Source organism: Pedobacter sp. MR2016-24, assembly GCF_026239655.1.
Classification (GTDB): domain Bacteria; phylum Bacteroidota; class Bacteroidia; order Sphingobacteriales; family Sphingobacteriaceae; genus Pedobacter.
Genome location: NZ_JAPIVO010000008.1, coordinates 268257 through 283481, shown reverse-complemented (window position 1 = coordinate 283481; position 15225 = coordinate 268257). Strand labels below are relative to the sequence as shown.

General features: G+C 40.7%; 18 protein-coding genes. 12 read left to right on the top strand and 6 right to left on the bottom strand.

Annotated elements, in window-relative coordinates:
• The first annotated feature begins 6 nt into the window (after positions 1-6).
• The 4 genes from OQX62_RS21965 to OQX62_RS21950 all read left to right on the top strand — a co-directional run bounded on the left by OQX62_RS21965 (position 7) and on the right by OQX62_RS21950 (position 4578).
• Complete coding sequence (locus tag OQX62_RS21965; RefSeq protein WP_265833811.1) at positions 7-840, top strand: amidohydrolase family protein; 834 nt, start codon at positions 7-9, stop codon at positions 838-840.
• 168 nt (positions 841-1008) lie between these two features.
• Complete coding sequence (locus OQX62_RS21960; RefSeq protein ID WP_265833810.1) at positions 1009-1626, top strand: GNAT family N-acetyltransferase; 618 nt, start codon at positions 1009-1011, stop codon at positions 1624-1626.
• Positions 1627-1638: 12 nt separating this feature from the next.
• A complete protein-coding gene (locus OQX62_RS21955) occupies positions 1639-2751 on the top strand; it encodes a M20 family metallo-hydrolase (RefSeq protein WP_265833809.1) in 1113 nt (370 codons plus the stop codon).
• A 168-nt stretch (positions 2752-2919) separates the two neighbouring features.
• Positions 2920-4578 (top strand): M28 family metallopeptidase, encoded by a 1659-nt coding sequence (locus OQX62_RS21950; protein WP_265833808.1) that lies wholly within the window; start codon positions 2920-2922, stop codon positions 4576-4578.
• Between the two features lie 118 nt (positions 4579-4696).
• Here OQX62_RS21950 and OQX62_RS21945 read toward each other — a convergent pair whose 3' ends face one another.
• From OQX62_RS21945 to OQX62_RS21935, 3 genes are all read right to left on the bottom strand, one after another.
• A complete protein-coding gene (locus OQX62_RS21945) occupies positions 4697-4927 on the bottom strand; it encodes a hypothetical protein (protein WP_265833807.1) in 231 nt (76 codons plus the stop codon).
• Between the two features lie 63 nt (positions 4928-4990).
• Positions 4991-5788, bottom strand: coding sequence for a hypothetical protein (locus OQX62_RS21940; protein WP_265833806.1), 798 nt, complete (start codon positions 5786-5788; stop codon positions 4991-4993).
• Between the two features lie 108 nt (positions 5789-5896).
• Positions 5897-6556 (bottom strand): metal-dependent transcriptional regulator, encoded by a 660-nt coding sequence (locus OQX62_RS21935; RefSeq protein ID WP_265833805.1) that lies wholly within the window; start codon positions 6554-6556, stop codon positions 5897-5899.
• 118 nt (positions 6557-6674) lie between these two features.
• On the opposite strand from OQX62_RS21935, the gene OQX62_RS21930 reads away from it, so the two are divergent.
• The 6 genes from OQX62_RS21930 to OQX62_RS21905 all read left to right on the top strand — a co-directional run bounded on the left by OQX62_RS21930 (position 6675) and on the right by OQX62_RS21905 (position 12053).
• Positions 6675-8927 (top strand): TonB-dependent receptor, encoded by a 2253-nt coding sequence (locus OQX62_RS21930; protein ID WP_265833804.1) that lies wholly within the window; start codon positions 6675-6677, stop codon positions 8925-8927.
• Between the two features lie 50 nt (positions 8928-8977).
• The gene (locus OQX62_RS21925) at positions 8978-9145 is read left to right on the top strand and encodes a hypothetical protein (RefSeq protein WP_265833803.1); all 168 of its coding nucleotides are present in this window, start codon (positions 8978-8980) and stop codon (positions 9143-9145) included.
• A gap of 70 nt (positions 9146-9215) precedes the next feature.
• Complete coding sequence (locus tag OQX62_RS21920) at positions 9216-9656, top strand: hypothetical protein (RefSeq protein ID WP_265833802.1); 441 nt, start codon at positions 9216-9218, stop codon at positions 9654-9656.
• The gene (locus OQX62_RS21915) at positions 9656-10906 is read left to right on the top strand and encodes a cation:proton antiporter (protein WP_265833801.1); all 1251 of its coding nucleotides are present in this window, start codon (positions 9656-9658) and stop codon (positions 10904-10906) included. The genes OQX62_RS21920 and OQX62_RS21915 overlap by 1 nt, the downstream gene beginning before the upstream one ends.
• 53 nt (positions 10907-10959) lie before the next feature.
• Positions 10960-11175 (top strand): hypothetical protein, encoded by a 216-nt coding sequence (locus OQX62_RS21910; RefSeq protein WP_265833800.1) that lies wholly within the window; start codon positions 10960-10962, stop codon positions 11173-11175.
• 89 nt (positions 11176-11264) lie between these two features.
• Positions 11265-12053, top strand: coding sequence for a TerC family protein (locus OQX62_RS21905; protein WP_265833799.1), 789 nt, complete (start codon positions 11265-11267; stop codon positions 12051-12053).
• A gap of 37 nt (positions 12054-12090) precedes the next feature.
• Here OQX62_RS21905 and OQX62_RS21900 read toward each other — a convergent pair whose 3' ends face one another.
• The gene (locus OQX62_RS21900; protein ID WP_265833798.1) at positions 12091-12669 is read right to left on the bottom strand and encodes a chemotaxis protein CheB; all 579 of its coding nucleotides are present in this window, start codon (positions 12667-12669) and stop codon (positions 12091-12093) included.
• 207 nt (positions 12670-12876) lie between these two features.
• Here OQX62_RS21900 and OQX62_RS21895 point away from each other — a divergent pair, with 207 nt between their 5' ends.
• Both OQX62_RS21895 and OQX62_RS21890 read left to right on the top strand, forming a co-directional pair.
• Positions 12877-13122, top strand: a complete 246-nt coding sequence (locus tag OQX62_RS21895) for a hypothetical protein (RefSeq protein ID WP_265833797.1) — start codon at positions 12877-12879, stop codon at positions 13120-13122.
• An 86-nt stretch (positions 13123-13208) separates the two neighbouring features.
• Positions 13209-13550 (top strand): hypothetical protein, encoded by a 342-nt coding sequence (locus tag OQX62_RS21890; RefSeq protein ID WP_265833796.1) that lies wholly within the window; start codon positions 13209-13211, stop codon positions 13548-13550.
• Between the two features lie 2 nt (positions 13551-13552).
• On the opposite strand, the gene OQX62_RS21885 is transcribed toward OQX62_RS21890, so the two are convergent.
• Together OQX62_RS21885 and OQX62_RS21880 are read right to left on the bottom strand one after the other, a co-directional pair.
• A complete protein-coding gene (locus OQX62_RS21885) occupies positions 13553-14362 on the bottom strand; it encodes an RNA polymerase sigma factor (protein WP_265833795.1) in 810 nt (269 codons plus the stop codon).
• A gap of 231 nt (positions 14363-14593) precedes the next feature.
• Positions 14594-14824, bottom strand: coding sequence for a hypothetical protein (locus OQX62_RS21880; RefSeq protein ID WP_265833794.1), 231 nt, complete (start codon positions 14822-14824; stop codon positions 14594-14596).
• Positions 14825-15225: the final 401 nt, after the last annotated feature.

Genomic DNA, 15225 nt, shown 5'->3' with positions numbered 1-15225 from the left:
CAGGCAATGGTTAAAATTGATGCACATCAGCATTTCTGGAAATATGACTATTTGAAACACGAATGGATCAATGAAGAAATGGCCGTGATCCGCAGGGACTTTCTACCTGAAAACCTGCTCCCTGTGTTGCAGGAACATGGTATTGAAGGGTGCATCGCTGTACAGGCAGATCAGACAGAAGCTGAAACCATTTTTTTACTGCAGCTGGCAAAAGAGCACGATTTTATTAAAGGTGTAGTGGGATGGGTAGACCTCCAGTGCCCCGCAATTGAAGAATGGCTGCACCACTTTAGCCGTAATGATAAGTTTAAAGGTGTGCGTCATATCCTGCAGGGCGAAACCCAAAGGGATCTGATGCTGGATAAGGCTTTTCTCAATGGTATTAGTAAACTGCGGCAGTTTGACCTGAGTTATGATATCTTAATTTTCCCGGATCAGCTCAAATATGTGCCGGAACTGGTCGGCGCTTTTCCTGATCTTCGTTTTGTGATTGATCATATGGCTAAGCCTGATATCAAAAATAAGGTAATGGGCGACTGGAAAAAAGAGCTTGAACAAATAGCACAGCATGAAAATGTACATTGCAAGTTGTCGGGTATGGTCACAGAAGCTGATCTTAAATCCTGGAAGGCTGATGATTTTACGCCATATCTGGACACTGTTGTCGAAGCTTTTGGTATCAGCAGAATCCTCTATGGTTCAGACTGGCCGGTATGTTTATCTGCCGGCAGTTATACCGATGTGATGGGTATTGTAGCCAACTATTTCAGTCGTTTTACTGCCAGAGAACAAGAACTTTTTTTCGGTGAAAATGCTTCTGCATTTTACCGTCTTTCCTAAGTATATCCTTCCTCATTGACTATTCTCCCTTCCAAAATGGAAGGGTATGTAAAGGGGCATACTAATCGTTTTTAAAGAAATATCACAGGGCTGACCAATAGAGAGGCCCTTTTGGCTATTTTGTGGCACGCAGGCATGTCATTTGATCCGTCATTTCTAAAATTGAAAATGAAACAGCAAATGATATTTGTGCGGGTGGCCACAATAAATGATATCAGATACACACAACAGATATGTACAGAGACCGAGGAATCTGCCATCGCAAGAGGCACCGGTATTGCAAAACGTAGTCCTGAATCCATTGCCAGGAAAATGCGCGAAGGTAAAGCGGTCATCGCTGTAACAAGCAGTGAAGAATGGGTGGGCTTTGCCTATCTCGAAACCTGGCAGAATGACCAGTTTATTTCCAATTCGGGATTAATCGTGGCGCCTCAATTCCGGAATTCCGGTGTGGCCAAAGCAATCAAAGAACGCATCTTCCGTATTTCACGCAGCAGGTATCCCCAGGCAAAGATCTTCAGCATCACATCGGGAGCTGCCATATTAAAAATGAATACCAGGATGGGCTTCGAGCCGGTTACTTTTCAGCAGATCACGCAGGATGATTTGTTTTGGGAAGGTTGCAAAGGCTGTGTCAATTATGACATCCTGGAGGGGAAGAAGCGGGCTAACTGTTTATGCACAGCGATGCTTTTTGATCCTGCCGAACTGGAAATGCATGCAAATCCTCCTTTAGCCCAATCTTTTTCTTCCTACAATTTCTCAGCAATAAAATCATCTTTTTAAATTCTCCGATATATGGAAAGCTTAACATATGAGACTAACCAATCCAGACAAATTTATGCGGAATCACTGGATTTACTGGAACAACTTATTTCAACTCCCTCATTTAGCGGTAATGAAGCGGGAACAGCGTCGGTTATCGAGTCGTATTTAAACAGCCGGAACGTTTTTACTTTCCGCAAATTCAATAACGTATGGTGTTATAATCTTCATTTCGATAGTGATAAACCTACAATTCTCCTTAACTCTCATCACGATACCGTTCAGCCCTCAAAAGCTTATGAGAAAGATCCTTTTCAACCTTCAATCAACGAGGAAAAATTATTTGGATTAGGGAGCAATGATGCCGGAGGTGCATTGGTTTCACTCATCGCCACCTTCCTCTATTTTTACAAACGTAAAGATCTCCCTTTCAATCTTTGTCTCGCTGCTACCGCAGAAGAAGAAACTTCCGGAGATAAAGGATTAAAATGTGTTCTTCCTGAATTGCAGCCTGTCGCTTTTGCAATAGTGGGCGAGCCTACAAATATGCAGATCGCAATAGCTGAAAGGGGATCTATGGTGCTGGACTGCACGTCATTTGGTCGCGCGGGGCATGCGGCCAGGGAGGAGGGGGACAATGCGATTTACCGGGCCTTAAAAGATATGCAGTGGTTCTCTACCTATCATTTTCCGCTGGTGTCGCCCGTAATGGGACCGGTTAAAATGACTGTCACCGAAGTGCATGCAGGTTTGCAACACAATATTATTCCGGCAGAATGTCATTTTACCGTTGATGTGCGGCTGACAGATGCCTATACAGAAAAAGAAATGCTCCATATCATTCAGAACCATACCTTTTGTGAATTTACAGTAAGGCCAGGTGTACTGAAACCGTCCTGTATAGCTCATTTGCATCCTATCGTGCAAACCGGAATGGCTATCGGGAGAAAAGCGTATGTGTCTCCGACAAGTTCAGATCAGGGCTGGCTGGATATGCCATCTATAAAGATGGGGCCGGGCGAGTCGGCACGCTCGCATACGGCCGATGAGTTTATCTACCTGGAAGAGATCTCTGAGGGAATTGAACTCTATATCCTTTTACTGGAATCCCTTTTTCCCTACTTAGTTAACGGGCGCGTTTGTTGATAGTTAGGGATTTTTTTTCTTTGATTAACAGCTCCTTAACCTGCCTGGTCGGTTTTTTCCGACCAGGTGCAGCGTAAAGAGAATCTTCACCTGGTCGGAAAAAACCGACCAGGTTATGTGATGAATCTTAATTTTTTATGATACATTAACTAAAATTAAGATGTGATTATGAATAAAACAGTGCTTTTCCTTGCTATTGCCGGCAGCTGCCTCATGGCATGTAATTCGGCAGATCATCAAAATACAGCTGCTGCTGATACAGATTCTGTTGGTATCAAGGCCATTAATGATACCAGTTTCGCCAGACATATCAGCGTACTGGCTTCGGATGATTTTCAGGGACGTAAGCCCTTTACGGTTGGTGAGACCAGGTCCATCAATTACCTGAAAGAGGAATTTAGTAAACTGGGCTTGAAACCCGGTAATGGCGACACCTATTTTCAGAAAGTCCCTATGGTGGAAATTAAGTCCGTGCCGGAAAGCAAAATGATCTTTAAAGGTGCTAATGGCAGTGTTACAGCAACCTATCTGGAGAACTTTGTCGCAGCTACACGTCGCGTACAGCCTGTGGTAAATCTGGCCAACTCTCCACTTGTATTTGCAGGTTATGGGATTGTGGCTCCTGAATATAACTGGAATGATTATGCCGGATTGGACGTAAAAGGTAAAACCGTTGTAGTGATGGTGAATGACCCTGGTTTTGCAGACAGCACCTTGTTTAAAGGTAAAAGTATGACCTATTATGGTCGCTGGACCTACAAATTTGAAGAAGCTGCCCGTCAGGGTGCTGCAGGAATTTTGATTATTCACGATACCGCACCTGCTGCCTATCCATGGTCTGTTGTGCGCAGTGGCTGGTCTAAATCCAAGTTGCAGTCCGAAGAGAAAGACAATAACATGTCCAGAGCCATTGTGGAAGGCTGGATCAGTTCTGATATGGCAAAACAACTGTTCCAACTGAGCGGGCAACCGGCCTCCTTACTTGCTGATGCAGGTAAAAAAGGATTTAAGGCTGTAGATCTCAAATTGTCTACTTCCCTGGCCATCAATAATAAAATCAAAAAGTCTGTTTCCAATAATGTTATTGCCGTGATTCCCGGAACAAAACGACCTGACGAATGTGTGATCTATTCCGCGCACTGGGATCATCTGGGAGTTGGAGAGGTCGTTAAAGGAGATTCTATCTACAATGGGGCAGTAGACAATGCTACTGGCGTTGCTGCACTGCTCGAACTTGCCGCTGCTTTTCAGCAGTCTGCAGTAAAACCTGAACGTTCTATCGTCTTCATTTCCTTTACGGGAGAGGAGCAGGGACTGATCGGATCTGAATATTATGCCGGAAATCCTGTTTTCCCGGTGCAAAAAACTGTAGCCGATATCAATATGGATATGATGGGACTGGCGGGGAAAACCAAAGATATAGTAGTTTACGGTTATGGTCAGTCAGAATTGGAAGATTATGCTGAAGCTTCAGCTAAAAAACAAGGTCGCATAATTGTTAAAGATCCTGTGCCTTCATCGGGATTATATTACCGTTCAGACCATTTTAATTTTGCTAAAGTTGGTGTTCCTTCTTTATTCACCGGTTCCGGTGTAGATAATGTAACGCATGGCAGGGAATGGGGATTGAAGCAGGTGGCTGAATATACAAAATCACGTTACCATGCACCTCAGGATAATTTTGATGCTATTGCCGACCGCAGTGGAATAGTGGAAGATGTCCGTTTATTATTTGATATGGGTTACCGTTTAAGTAAGGAGACAACTTTCCCGAAATGGAAAAAAGGCTCAGAATTTATGGCGGCGAGAGAAAAATCATTAAAATAAATACAGCTGCCAACTGGCCAATATCCCTGCGCTGGATACCGTAGCAATTAATAAGTTTAAAGCTATAGCGATATCGCGCAGGGTTATAGACTTACTCACATGACGAATTTAAGATTATTTAGCTAATGCTGGCGTCCGACTGATCCCCACTGCCCTTTTCTGCAGAATATCTCCTGGCTTTTTCATCCGCTGATAAGTCTGCATGATCTTCATTTTCAAGATTTTCATCCAAACGCTCATTCCAGCTATCCAGACCATTTCCTTTTTCATTTCCAGCGGAATGTTGGTTTTCTGTATTGCTTGCTTCAGATTTATGTTTATTGTCGAGATTATTTACTTGCTCTTCCATGATTTGACAGATTTTTAGGTATAGAACAGCAACGTTGTGATTTTGTTTATATCAGCATGATAATCAACCTTCAATAGATTTTACTCTTCTGGCAAAAGGAGCGGTCGCCCTGTTCTGGTAACCATGCACAGCTGTATTGATAAAAATAACCAATGCCACAGCTATAGCTACATAAGCGACAGCTGGGTTTACTTCCCAGTTTTTCACCGCTATAGCAGCGATACCCCATACACCTACACTGGCATATTCTCTCATGTTTCTTTTCCAGATCATCGTAATGAATATCAGGCCGGCCACGAATAACAGTATAATAGCCCAGGCAGTCGCGCTCAAAGGAGCACCATCCCAGCCAAGCGATGTCAGCCAGGCAGCGATATTCACCATCAGCGCGACATTGATCCAGCCGAAATAAGCGCTGATTGGCCACCATAAAAAGCCTATTATTTTAACTGGTGCGTCCCATCTTTCCATGTTGGTATTGAGGACAATCTTCAGCAGTGAAAAGAAGATGACCAGCATGATGCCAACTGATAAACCGATTTGATGATGCACAAATGCGACTACCCAGGCAGCATTCGCCAGGTTTGCAATAACGAACCACCAGCCTATATCCATCACGTAACTGTTATCAAATTTTTTATTAAAATGATCCATCAGCTGATAGACCGCGAAGATGATGAGTCCTAAATAAATCAGTCCCCAAATGCCAAAAGCATAACCAGCAGGCGTGAGCAGGGTATCATAACGGGCAGAGACTTCGCTTATTGATGGCGTATTGTTTCTTCCTGCATTGATATAGTAATTGATAAAGATAGCGATCACTACAGAGACAAGATTGGATATTTGCAGCAGTTTTTTCATCAGTAAATAGTTGAATTTTTATTGTTGATGACCTTTTAGATCATAATGTGTTCATTGATTTTATATTATCTAATATGCAACATCCGGACGACTGCAAGGTTTGTTTTATTATTCCTGGATCACCAGTATATGATCTGTCATTTTATTTGAAACCGTTTTTTGTTGTCCGCCATTGATAGTGATCACCATGGAGTTGTCAAACTCCTGTTTCTCCAGAACCTTAATTTTAGCGCCAAGACCAAGATCGAGTTGCTTCAGGTATTTAAGGAATGCCGGAGAAGTATCACGTACGCTCCCTACCTTACATACCTGGTTTACAGCGATATCACTTAATAGTATGTTCGCATATACCGGCATCTTCCCATTAGATCCCGGTATCGGGTCGCCATGCGGATCAAATGCAGGGTTGCCCAGAAAGTCATCCAGTTTTTTTGCCAGCTGATCATCGTGGATGTGCTCCAGCTGTTCAGCAATATCATGTACTTCATCCCAGCCGTAGTTTAGTTTATCTACCAGGAATACTTCCCATAAACGGTGTTTTCTGATGATATCCAGTGCAGCTATTTCCCCTGTATGGGATAAAAAAGCGCCCTTTGTTTTATCATAGGTGATCAGTTCTTTTTCCTGGAGCTTCTTTAACATATCAATTACCGATGCAGGATTGTTTTCCAGCGCATCGGCAATGGCTTTGGGGCTAACCTTATGCTTAGCTTTACCCAAATGATAAATGGCTTTCAAATAGTTCTCTTCGGAATAAGTCTTTTTCATAGCTGTGTGTCTGGATCAAAAGTAACAATTATTTGTCTAACCATAATTATTAGTTATGACTAATTTTATTTATTTGGTTTATCATATTTATGTTTTATGTTTGTCTAAAATTAAAACTATGAAACCTCTACTTCTACTCTTTTTGATATTTTCTTCCTGCTGTACTTTTGCGCAAACCGGTGGATTAACCGGCAAGGTAGAAGTAAATGGCAAAGCACTTGCCGCAGCAACCGTAAGTCTGAAAAAAAGCAGTTTTAAAACCGTGACTCCGGGTTCAGGACATTTTACCATGAAAAATGTACCGGTAGGATCGTATGAGCTTACTGTAAGTGCTGTTGGTTATCTTACCCAAAAACAACAGCTGGTTATTGTGCAGGACAGTATAATCAGTGTAGATGTGGCGCTCGAAGAACGCACGGATGATTTAAATGAAGTGGTCGTAACCGGTACCATGAAGGAAGTACGCAGGCTGGATAGTCCGGTGCCGGTAGAAGTTTATACTCCCGCTTATTTTAAAAAAAATCCCACTCCCAGTTTATTTGAGAGCGTGGGTCTTATTAATGGAGTGCGGCCACAGCTGAATTGCAATATCTGTAATACAGGGGATATTCATATCAATGGAATGGAAGGGCCTTACACCTTAATTTTGATTGACGGTATGCCGATAGTCAGTAGTTTATCTACTGTTTACGGGCTAAGTGGGATCCCCAATAGTCTGGTAGACCGCATTGAAGTTGTGAAAGGACCAGCATCTTCCCTCTATGGATCTGAAGCGATGGGTGGGGTAATCAATGTCATCACGAAAAATCCTGCCCAGGCACCTGCCTTCAGTATTGATGTTTTTGGTACTTCGTGGCGGGAATATAATATCGATGCTGCCCTTAAATTTGGCGGCAAAAAACTGCAGAGTTTATTGGGCGTAAATTATTTCAATTATCAGCATCCGCTGGATCATAACAATGATGGATTCACTGATGTTACGCTCCAAAACAGAATCTCTATATTTAATAAATGGAATTTTGTACGCAAAGATAAACGGGTAGCCAGTCTCGCTGCCCGCTTCGTAAATGAAGACAGGTGGGGCGGACAGATGAATTGGAACAAGGAATTCAGGGGTTCAGACAGTATCTACGGGGAAAGTATTTATACCAGGCGCTGGGAACTCATTGGCCTTTACCAGTTGCCTGTGAAAGAAAAGATCATGGCACAATTTTCCTATAACTGGCATAATCAGAATTCATGGTATGGCAATTCACCCTATATGGCCAATCAGCAGGTCGGTTTTGCACAGTTATACTGGGACAAAGAAATGGGAAAAAGACATAATTTTCTGTTAGGCGGAACTTACCGGTATACCTGGTATGATGACAATACACCGGGAACATTATCTGCGGATGGATTAGTCAATATGCCTGCGAAAACACCATTACCGGGAATTTTTATTCAGGATGAATGGAAATTTACGGATAAACAGACCCTGCTTGCCGGCTACAGATATGATCATGATCAGTACCATGGCAGTATCCACTCTCCAAGACTGGCTTATAAATTTTCTCCGAATCAAAAAAATACGCTGAGGGCGAGTTTTGGTACCGGTTTTAGGGTAGTCAATCTCTTTACGGAAGATCATGCGGCACTTACCGGAGCCAGGCAGGTGGTGATCGCAGAAGAGCTGAAACCGGAGCGTTCTTATAATGGAAACCTGAACTATGTAACAAAAATCCCGTCTGCCAATTTCTTACTCGGACTGGATGTAACGGGCTTCTATTCCTACTTTACCAATAAGATTACGGGCGACTTTGACCAGAATCCTGATCAGATCATTTATGCCAATCTGAATGGACATGCGATTTCCCGGGGGATATCATTAAATACAGATTTTACCTTTTATTTTCCTTTAAAACTATTGGCAGGAGTGACTTATGCTGATGTTTACCAGCTGGATGATCATGGTAGTGGCAGAATGAAGACAACACAATTGCATGCACCAAAATGGAGTGGCAATTACCTGGCATCTTATACCTTTCCAAAAGATTTTGTGCTGGATCTTACTGGTGTCTTTACCGGTACAATGCGTTTACCGGTGCAGCGAAATGATTACCGGCCTGAATATTCACCATGGTTTACCATTGCTAATCTGCAGCTCACCAGGAAATTCAAAAACGGACTGGAGGTCTATGGGGGGCTGAAAAACATCTTGGGATTTATTCCTAAATATGCATTGATCCGCTCTTTTGATCCATTTGATAAAACTGCAGCAGATCCGGTGGCCAATCCAAATGGTTATACTTTTGATACTGAGTATAATTATGCACCATTACAGGGCAGAAGGGTTTTTGCAGGGTTAAGGTATAACCTGCTGAAATATTAGCTATTAAAAACTTTAATAGCCAGACCTTGTTCTTAATCAAAAACCACATTATGGAAAACGGAAAAAAACACGAAGAAGGACAAGGTCATGATATCAATACAACTGATACAGAGAAACTCCAGAGAAATGAAAATGAAGCGGATGGTGGTAATCAGTATTCCGCTGATGAAGGTGAAGATGAAAACGGACCGAAGCCCTCTACAGATGAGCAGGGATAAACATAATCACTAGCTATTTGTTGTAAAAGCGCAGCATCAGTTTGCCGCTTCAATTTAAAACATGAGTGTCATGAGTAAAGTTAAAAATTTAATAGCCGGAGCAGCAGGAGCAATAGCTTTGAATGTGTTGCATGAAACATTGAAAAAAGAATCTGATGATGTTCCGAGAGTAGATCTCCTGGGAGAAGATGCTGTTCAAAAAGTGCTGAAATATTTTGGCAGCAGTGTGCCTGATAAAGCGAGTTTGTATAAAACAACGCTGGCGGGAGACCTGATCAGCAATACCTTGTATTATAGTTTAATTGGTGCAGGCAATCAGAAATACCTGTGGCCTAAAGCAGTTTTCCTCGGTCTTACTGCGGGAATTGGCGCAGTTAAACTACCAGAGCCAATGGGATTGGACCCTGAACCGGTGACCAAAACCGATCAGGTAAAAGTGCTTACTGTGGGTTATTATATTTTTGGCGCTATTGTTACAGGATTGGTACTTAATCTGCTGAATAAAAAATAGTGGATCATTACCTGGTTATACTTACTATTATTGGAGCAGGCATTCTGGGTATGGCATGGATGCCTGCCTTCACAGCAAAAACAAAAATCTCATACTCTATTATCTATGTTTTGCTAGGGATGCTGTTATATGGCATATTCGACTTTTTGCCTGCACCTGATCCAAAAAAAAATCCGGAGCTGACTACTCATCTTACCGAGCTGGTGGTCCTGGTCTCCCTCATGTGTACCGGATTAAAAATAGACCAGAAATTTTCGTTTCGGACCTGGGGAATTCCTTTTCGGCTGGTCACGATCACCATGTTTTTATGTATTGCCGCTGTTACTGCCATAGGAGTGTATTACTTTAATATGCCGCTGGCATCAGCCTTGTTACTTGCTGCGGTTTTATCACCCACGGATCCTGTTTTGGCGACAGATGTACAGGTGGGAGATCCAAATGAAGAAGATAGAGATAATGCTAAGTTTTCGCTGACTGCAGAAGCTGGTTTCAATGATGGTATGGCTTTCCCTTTTGTATGGCTGGCTATTACTGTTGCAATGATTTCTGCCGGAGGGGAGGGTTCCCTGATTACCTGGGCCTGGAAACATTTGGTCTATCAGATTCTCGCAGGTGCACTTTGCGGCTTTTTAATCGGGAAGTTACTCGCTTATATTCTATTTACCCTGGCAAAAAAATATGAATCTATCGGTACAAATGATGGTTTTGTGTCTATTGCCCTTACACTTTTCGTGTATGGCGTTACCGAGATGGTACACGGTTATGGTTTCGTAGCCGTATTTATTGCGGCCCTGACCTTGCGCAACTACGAAAGGGGACATCAATATCATAACCGGCTGCATGCTTTTTCCGATCAGATGGAACGCATTTTTGTTGCCATTTTGCTGATTCTCTTTGGCGGTAGTCTTGTCCGTGGAATCCTGGATTACCTGACCTGGCCAATGGCTGCATTTGGTGTAGTATTCATTTTTGTGATCAGACCCCTTAGTGCATTAATCGGATTGATCGGCACCAGACTGAAAATTCAGGAGAAACTCGTGATTGGTTTTTTCGGAATTCGTGGGGTAGGCTCTGTTTATTACCTGGCTTTTGCCTTTGGAACTGTTTTTTTTAAAGAACAGGACCAATTATGGTCGCTGGTAGCCTTCATTATCCTGATCTCTATAGGTATTCATGGTTTAACGGCTGGCTTTACCTTTAAAAAGCTCGAAGAAACGCTGCCGGATGATGTAGAAATCATTGCCAAATAGATTTTTTTACATGAACTATTGTATCTTCTGATTTTTTTATAACTTTAAACCCGATGCAGAGTGAACCAAAAAAGAGTGCTGAAGAGGCAAACGAACCCTCTGATAATAAATACGTTCCACTTCAGGGCTTTATTAATGTGAATGAGATTGTTCGCCTGCGCCGCCAGCTGAAAACCGCCCGATTTAATAATCCGGATCAGATCTGGGATGCACAGCTGAATCAGCTCAAACCTCCGCAATCTCCCGATAAATCTGACGAAAAACCTTAGTTTTTTAATCTTATATACAGGTTTCATCAAAATTGTTCTTTTATCTCATACCAATCTGATAAATAAGTATCTTCGGCCTATAAACAAACATGATGGATTTTTTACATACTATTCTAGGCGACGACATTCAGGCCGGTCTTCTTATTATTTTAAATTTAATTGTCATTGAGAGTCTGCTCTCTGTAGATAATGCTGCAGTGCTGGCAACTATGGTGATGGATTTACCCAAAGATCAGCGTGAAAAAGCGTTGAAATATGGTATTATCGGTGCTTACGTTTTCAGGGGAATCTGTTTGTTTTTAGCCGCATGGCTGGTTAAAATATGGTGGTTAAAACCATTAGGTGGTTTATACCTGCTGTATCTGGCTTTCGATTACTTCAGGAAAAAGAACAGTAAAGGTGGTGAAGAGGAAGAAGTAGTTGATAAAAATCAGAGCTGGATTTATAAATCCACAGTTGGTGCAATTGGTTCTTTCTGGGCGACAGTAGCTTTGGTAGAGGTGATGGATCTTGCCTTTTCTATCGATAATGTTTTTGCCGCGGTTGCTTTTACAGACCATATTTACTTAATCTATATTGGTGTATTTATTGGCATCCTTGCGATGCGTTTTGTTGCGCAGGCTTTTGTGAAGCTGATGGAGAAATTTACATTTTTGGAAACAGTAGCATTCATCGTTATTGGTGTCCTGGGTATCAAATTAACCTCTTCATTATTTACACATTTCTATCCTGAATCACCTGTTTCACATCTCATTGAAGGTGAAAAAACAGATCTTTTTGTATCCATATTCACAGTAGCTATCTTTCTTATTCCGGTTTTCACTTCTTTATTATTTAACTTCCCTAAGAAGCATATTGCTGCGGAAGATCAGATTTAAGAATAATGTGATATCAACTATAAATTTCACCTGTGCGTTAAAACGGGTGAAATTTTTGTTTCATATGTGCGATGATAGCTGCAGGCATTTGCCTGGGATAAAGAATATCGTCAACGAAGCCCTTTTTAATTACATTAAGGGGCATACTGCTTTCCTGAGCAGAGAGTGGTTTTTGTGCAATAATATATCCACCTGCTTCTGCGATAGCCTGGACACCTTTGGTACCATCAACGCCCATTCCCGAAAGCACTATTGCAATCTTCTTGAATAAAGTATCGCTGGCAAGGGACTGGAAAAAAATGTCGATAGCATAGTTCACTTTTATAGCCAGATCCCTGTCCTCCAACATCAGTTTCCCGTCGCTAATGTACATCACCTTATTTTCGGGCATAACATATATTATATTAGATAGAATCTGCATTTTATTTTCGACCTCACAAACCTCAATGTCACTGTGTTGCTGAAGAATTTCTGTTAAAAGGCTTTTTTGATAGGGATACATATGCGTAGTAATGATATAAGTTACACCATCAGGTAAGGTATTGTCAAAGAAACTGCACAAAGCAGCTATGCCTCCTGATGAGGCGCCTAGTGCAACAATATATCTGTCTTTCATGGGTAAAGAAATTTGATGGAAAAACCTCATTTATAAAACTATATAAAGGGGTATTTTGTTTAATATTTAATTATAAAAGTTAAACGTAAAGGCCGGGTATCCGCCGCCCGGTCTCAAGCTATCAGTCAATGACCTGAATCAGTTATGTTTCTTTTTATTTGAGTTAAACAGGGGCATTGCCTTTTAATTATATTAAATTGTTTTAGCATGAGTTATGAGATCGTGATAGATAACCGACGGATCGTTGTGTACGCAGCTGATAGCGAGCAAAGGTATGAAGTGAGGTGGGAAGGACTAAGGATAGGGTATGTTTACATTTCGGCCTTTATTAAAAATGACGGCCGGGCGATATGGCTGGGCTCCACTCCATTGTTAAATCGTTATGCAACTATTATTGGTGGTTTTATAGAAAGATCCGATTGTGGCTATTACAATGACTCAACAGATCTGTAGGCTTTTAATTACAGATCTCTTTATGATAGATAATCTTTTGCTGAAACATTTTATCTGTCATTTCAGTTATGGGTATAAATAAGCAGATGTCAAACCATTCTTTTGATATACAAAAATTTACTACTGCAACTGTGCATGCGCTCAGTATTTCAGTTAGAACGGAATCAAACGATCATATCAGCATCGCTAAAAACTGTAAGGGATTAGCTTGTATTGTGGAAAAGAAATTTATATTAATGCAGGCGCTGGAACTGAGGCTGGATATGGATAAAATAATTGCCGTCATATTTAGCAAATTTGTAGAAGAGACAGTTGCTGTAATTACCTATTATTATCAGGTGATGTCATTTGACCGTGTGAATGAAATGTTAAGACAGGTACATGCCTTTATTAAAGGCACAGTTGAATATTGGTTCCCCCTATGTTAATTCTATTTCATATAGGTCTTTTTTAACGCCGACCATGACATCCTGCTCATATTTCTTGCTTCACTTAGCTTGATATTTAGTTTTGAGGCTACTTCTTCATGTGTAAAATCATTATAATACACTACTTCAAGGATGGTTTTCCATTCCAGAATGGGCTTTGTTGTTGCTTTGCTTCTCATATATTTGTCTGGACTTGAAAAACGTGCTTCGTATGGTATTGAAGATGAATCTTCCTGTAAAGAGGCTAGGTTATAGTCTGATGTATATTCGAAAGACTTTCTGAGCGCTGTAATTGCATGGTTGATACGCGATTTCACTGTCCCCAGGGGGAGGTTCAGTTCTTTTGCCGCATCAACGTGAGTATATCCCTGAAAAAACACCTTATCCAGTACTATGAATATTTTAGGTGGTAATATGGTTGTGAGTTTACGCAGACCAATAATATCTGTGTTTATCGTATTGGATTTCATATAATCGATTGCATCAAAATTATCATGCAAATCATCTGTACGCCCCTTATTAGTATATCTCCTGGAACGTAAGGTATCTATGGCCAGATTTCGGGTCAGTTTAAGTATCCAGGTAAATAACCTTCCTTTTGAAACATCGTATTTGTCAATATTATTCCAGATAAGAATCATGGCATCCTGCAGGATATCCTGTGCTAAACTTTCGTCAGGTATAATTCTGCAGATTACTCCCAGAAGTGAAGCAGAGTAATTCTCATATAGTGTTTTGAATCCGGATTCAGATTTGTTCTTTAGAGAATTAACTAGGTCAGCTTCAGGAAACAAGTATTTCTTCTCTTGCATATCGTTGCTCCTAATTATTCAAACATAGGATTTATTTTGCAAATTTTTGTAGAGAATTGTTGTAAAATTAATTAATTTACAATAATTGATTTTAAAGACCTTTTGTTTGTTTTATTCGAAAAATTTGAATATATACCTGGTTATAATCGATGAAACTGGTGTTGAATATATAACAATTGATAATTATACAATAATTATCTTAATCGTCCAATGTAACTTAGCTATTTATTGTCAAAACAGGAATTTCTCCCTGTTCTCATCTATAAATTTACCCAATTCATTAGTTACATTTATTAAGTCTACGCTGCTCGTATACCATTTGCCATCCATTTTGTTGATAGTGCCCACTTCAAAGCCATCCCAGTGTACCAGGAATTGATCTGGTTTAGATATCACTGCGTATATCAATACCTCCCGATACTGACCTTCTATTTCTCCCCCGTACAAGATATACTTTTCCATAATTATCTGATTATACCGCTATAACATAGGGGTTTATAAATTGTTTAGGTTGTTCTGAATTGTTAGCGAGGATGAACGGCTTATTCTCCATGTTCAGTTTTTTTATTATTGAATTTTTTAAATGTTTTCACATATGATTATATTAGTCCAAAAGTTACGCTCTTCGATCCAATTAGGGATATTTTAGCTTGGTTATTATGGAAGAGTGTGAACAGTATTTTATAGATGAAGCCACAAAATTAAGAAAGCAACATCGGTTAACACAGAAACAATTTGGATTGATTCTGGATGTATCCGGTTCTTTTGTTGGTAACGTAGAGAATAAACAGAGTTCCGCAAAGTACAATTTGAAACACATTGTATTGTTAATAAAGTATTTCAAATTGTCACCCTCATATTTT

What these genes read in the sequence shown, in the direction of transcription:
- OQX62_RS21965 (WP_265833811.1), top strand. Translation starts at nt 7, where the DNA reads ATGGTTAAAATTGATGCACATCAGCATTTCTGGAAATATGACTATTTG.
- OQX62_RS21960 (WP_265833810.1), top strand. Translation starts at nt 1,009, where the DNA reads ATGAAACAGCAAATGATATTTGTGCGGGTGGCCACAATAAATGATATC.
- OQX62_RS21955 (WP_265833809.1), top strand. Translation starts at nt 1,639, where the DNA reads ATGGAAAGCTTAACATATGAGACTAACCAATCCAGACAAATTTATGCG.
- OQX62_RS21950 (WP_265833808.1), top strand. Translation starts at nt 2,920, where the DNA reads ATGAATAAAACAGTGCTTTTCCTTGCTATTGCCGGCAGCTGCCTCATG.
- OQX62_RS21945 (WP_265833807.1), bottom strand. Translation starts at nt 4,927, where the DNA reads ATGGAAGAGCAAGTAAATAATCTCGACAATAAACATAAATCTGAAGCA.
- OQX62_RS21940 (WP_265833806.1), bottom strand. Translation starts at nt 5,788, where the DNA reads ATGAAAAAACTGCTGCAAATATCCAATCTTGTCTCTGTAGTGATCGCT.
- OQX62_RS21935 (WP_265833805.1), bottom strand. Translation starts at nt 6,556, where the DNA reads ATGAAAAAGACTTATTCCGAAGAGAACTATTTGAAAGCCATTTATCAT.
- OQX62_RS21930 (WP_265833804.1), top strand. Translation starts at nt 6,675, where the DNA reads ATGAAACCTCTACTTCTACTCTTTTTGATATTTTCTTCCTGCTGTACT.
- OQX62_RS21925 (WP_265833803.1), top strand. Translation starts at nt 8,978, where the DNA reads ATGGAAAACGGAAAAAAACACGAAGAAGGACAAGGTCATGATATCAAT.
- OQX62_RS21920 (WP_265833802.1), top strand. Translation starts at nt 9,216, where the DNA reads ATGAGTAAAGTTAAAAATTTAATAGCCGGAGCAGCAGGAGCAATAGCT.
- OQX62_RS21910 (WP_265833800.1), top strand. Translation starts at nt 10,960, where the DNA reads ATGCAGAGTGAACCAAAAAAGAGTGCTGAAGAGGCAAACGAACCCTCT.
- OQX62_RS21905 (WP_265833799.1), top strand. Translation starts at nt 11,265, where the DNA reads ATGATGGATTTTTTACATACTATTCTAGGCGACGACATTCAGGCCGGT.
- OQX62_RS21900 (WP_265833798.1), bottom strand. Translation starts at nt 12,669, where the DNA reads ATGAAAGACAGATATATTGTTGCACTAGGCGCCTCATCAGGAGGCATA.
- OQX62_RS21895 (WP_265833797.1), top strand. Translation starts at nt 12,877, where the DNA reads ATGAGTTATGAGATCGTGATAGATAACCGACGGATCGTTGTGTACGCA.
- OQX62_RS21890 (WP_265833796.1), top strand. Translation starts at nt 13,209, where the DNA reads ATGTCAAACCATTCTTTTGATATACAAAAATTTACTACTGCAACTGTG.
- OQX62_RS21885 (WP_265833795.1), bottom strand. Translation starts at nt 14,362, where the DNA reads ATGCAAGAGAAGAAATACTTGTTTCCTGAAGCTGACCTAGTTAATTCT.
- OQX62_RS21880 (WP_265833794.1), bottom strand. Translation starts at nt 14,824, where the DNA reads ATGGAAAAGTATATCTTGTACGGGGGAGAAATAGAAGGTCAGTATCGG.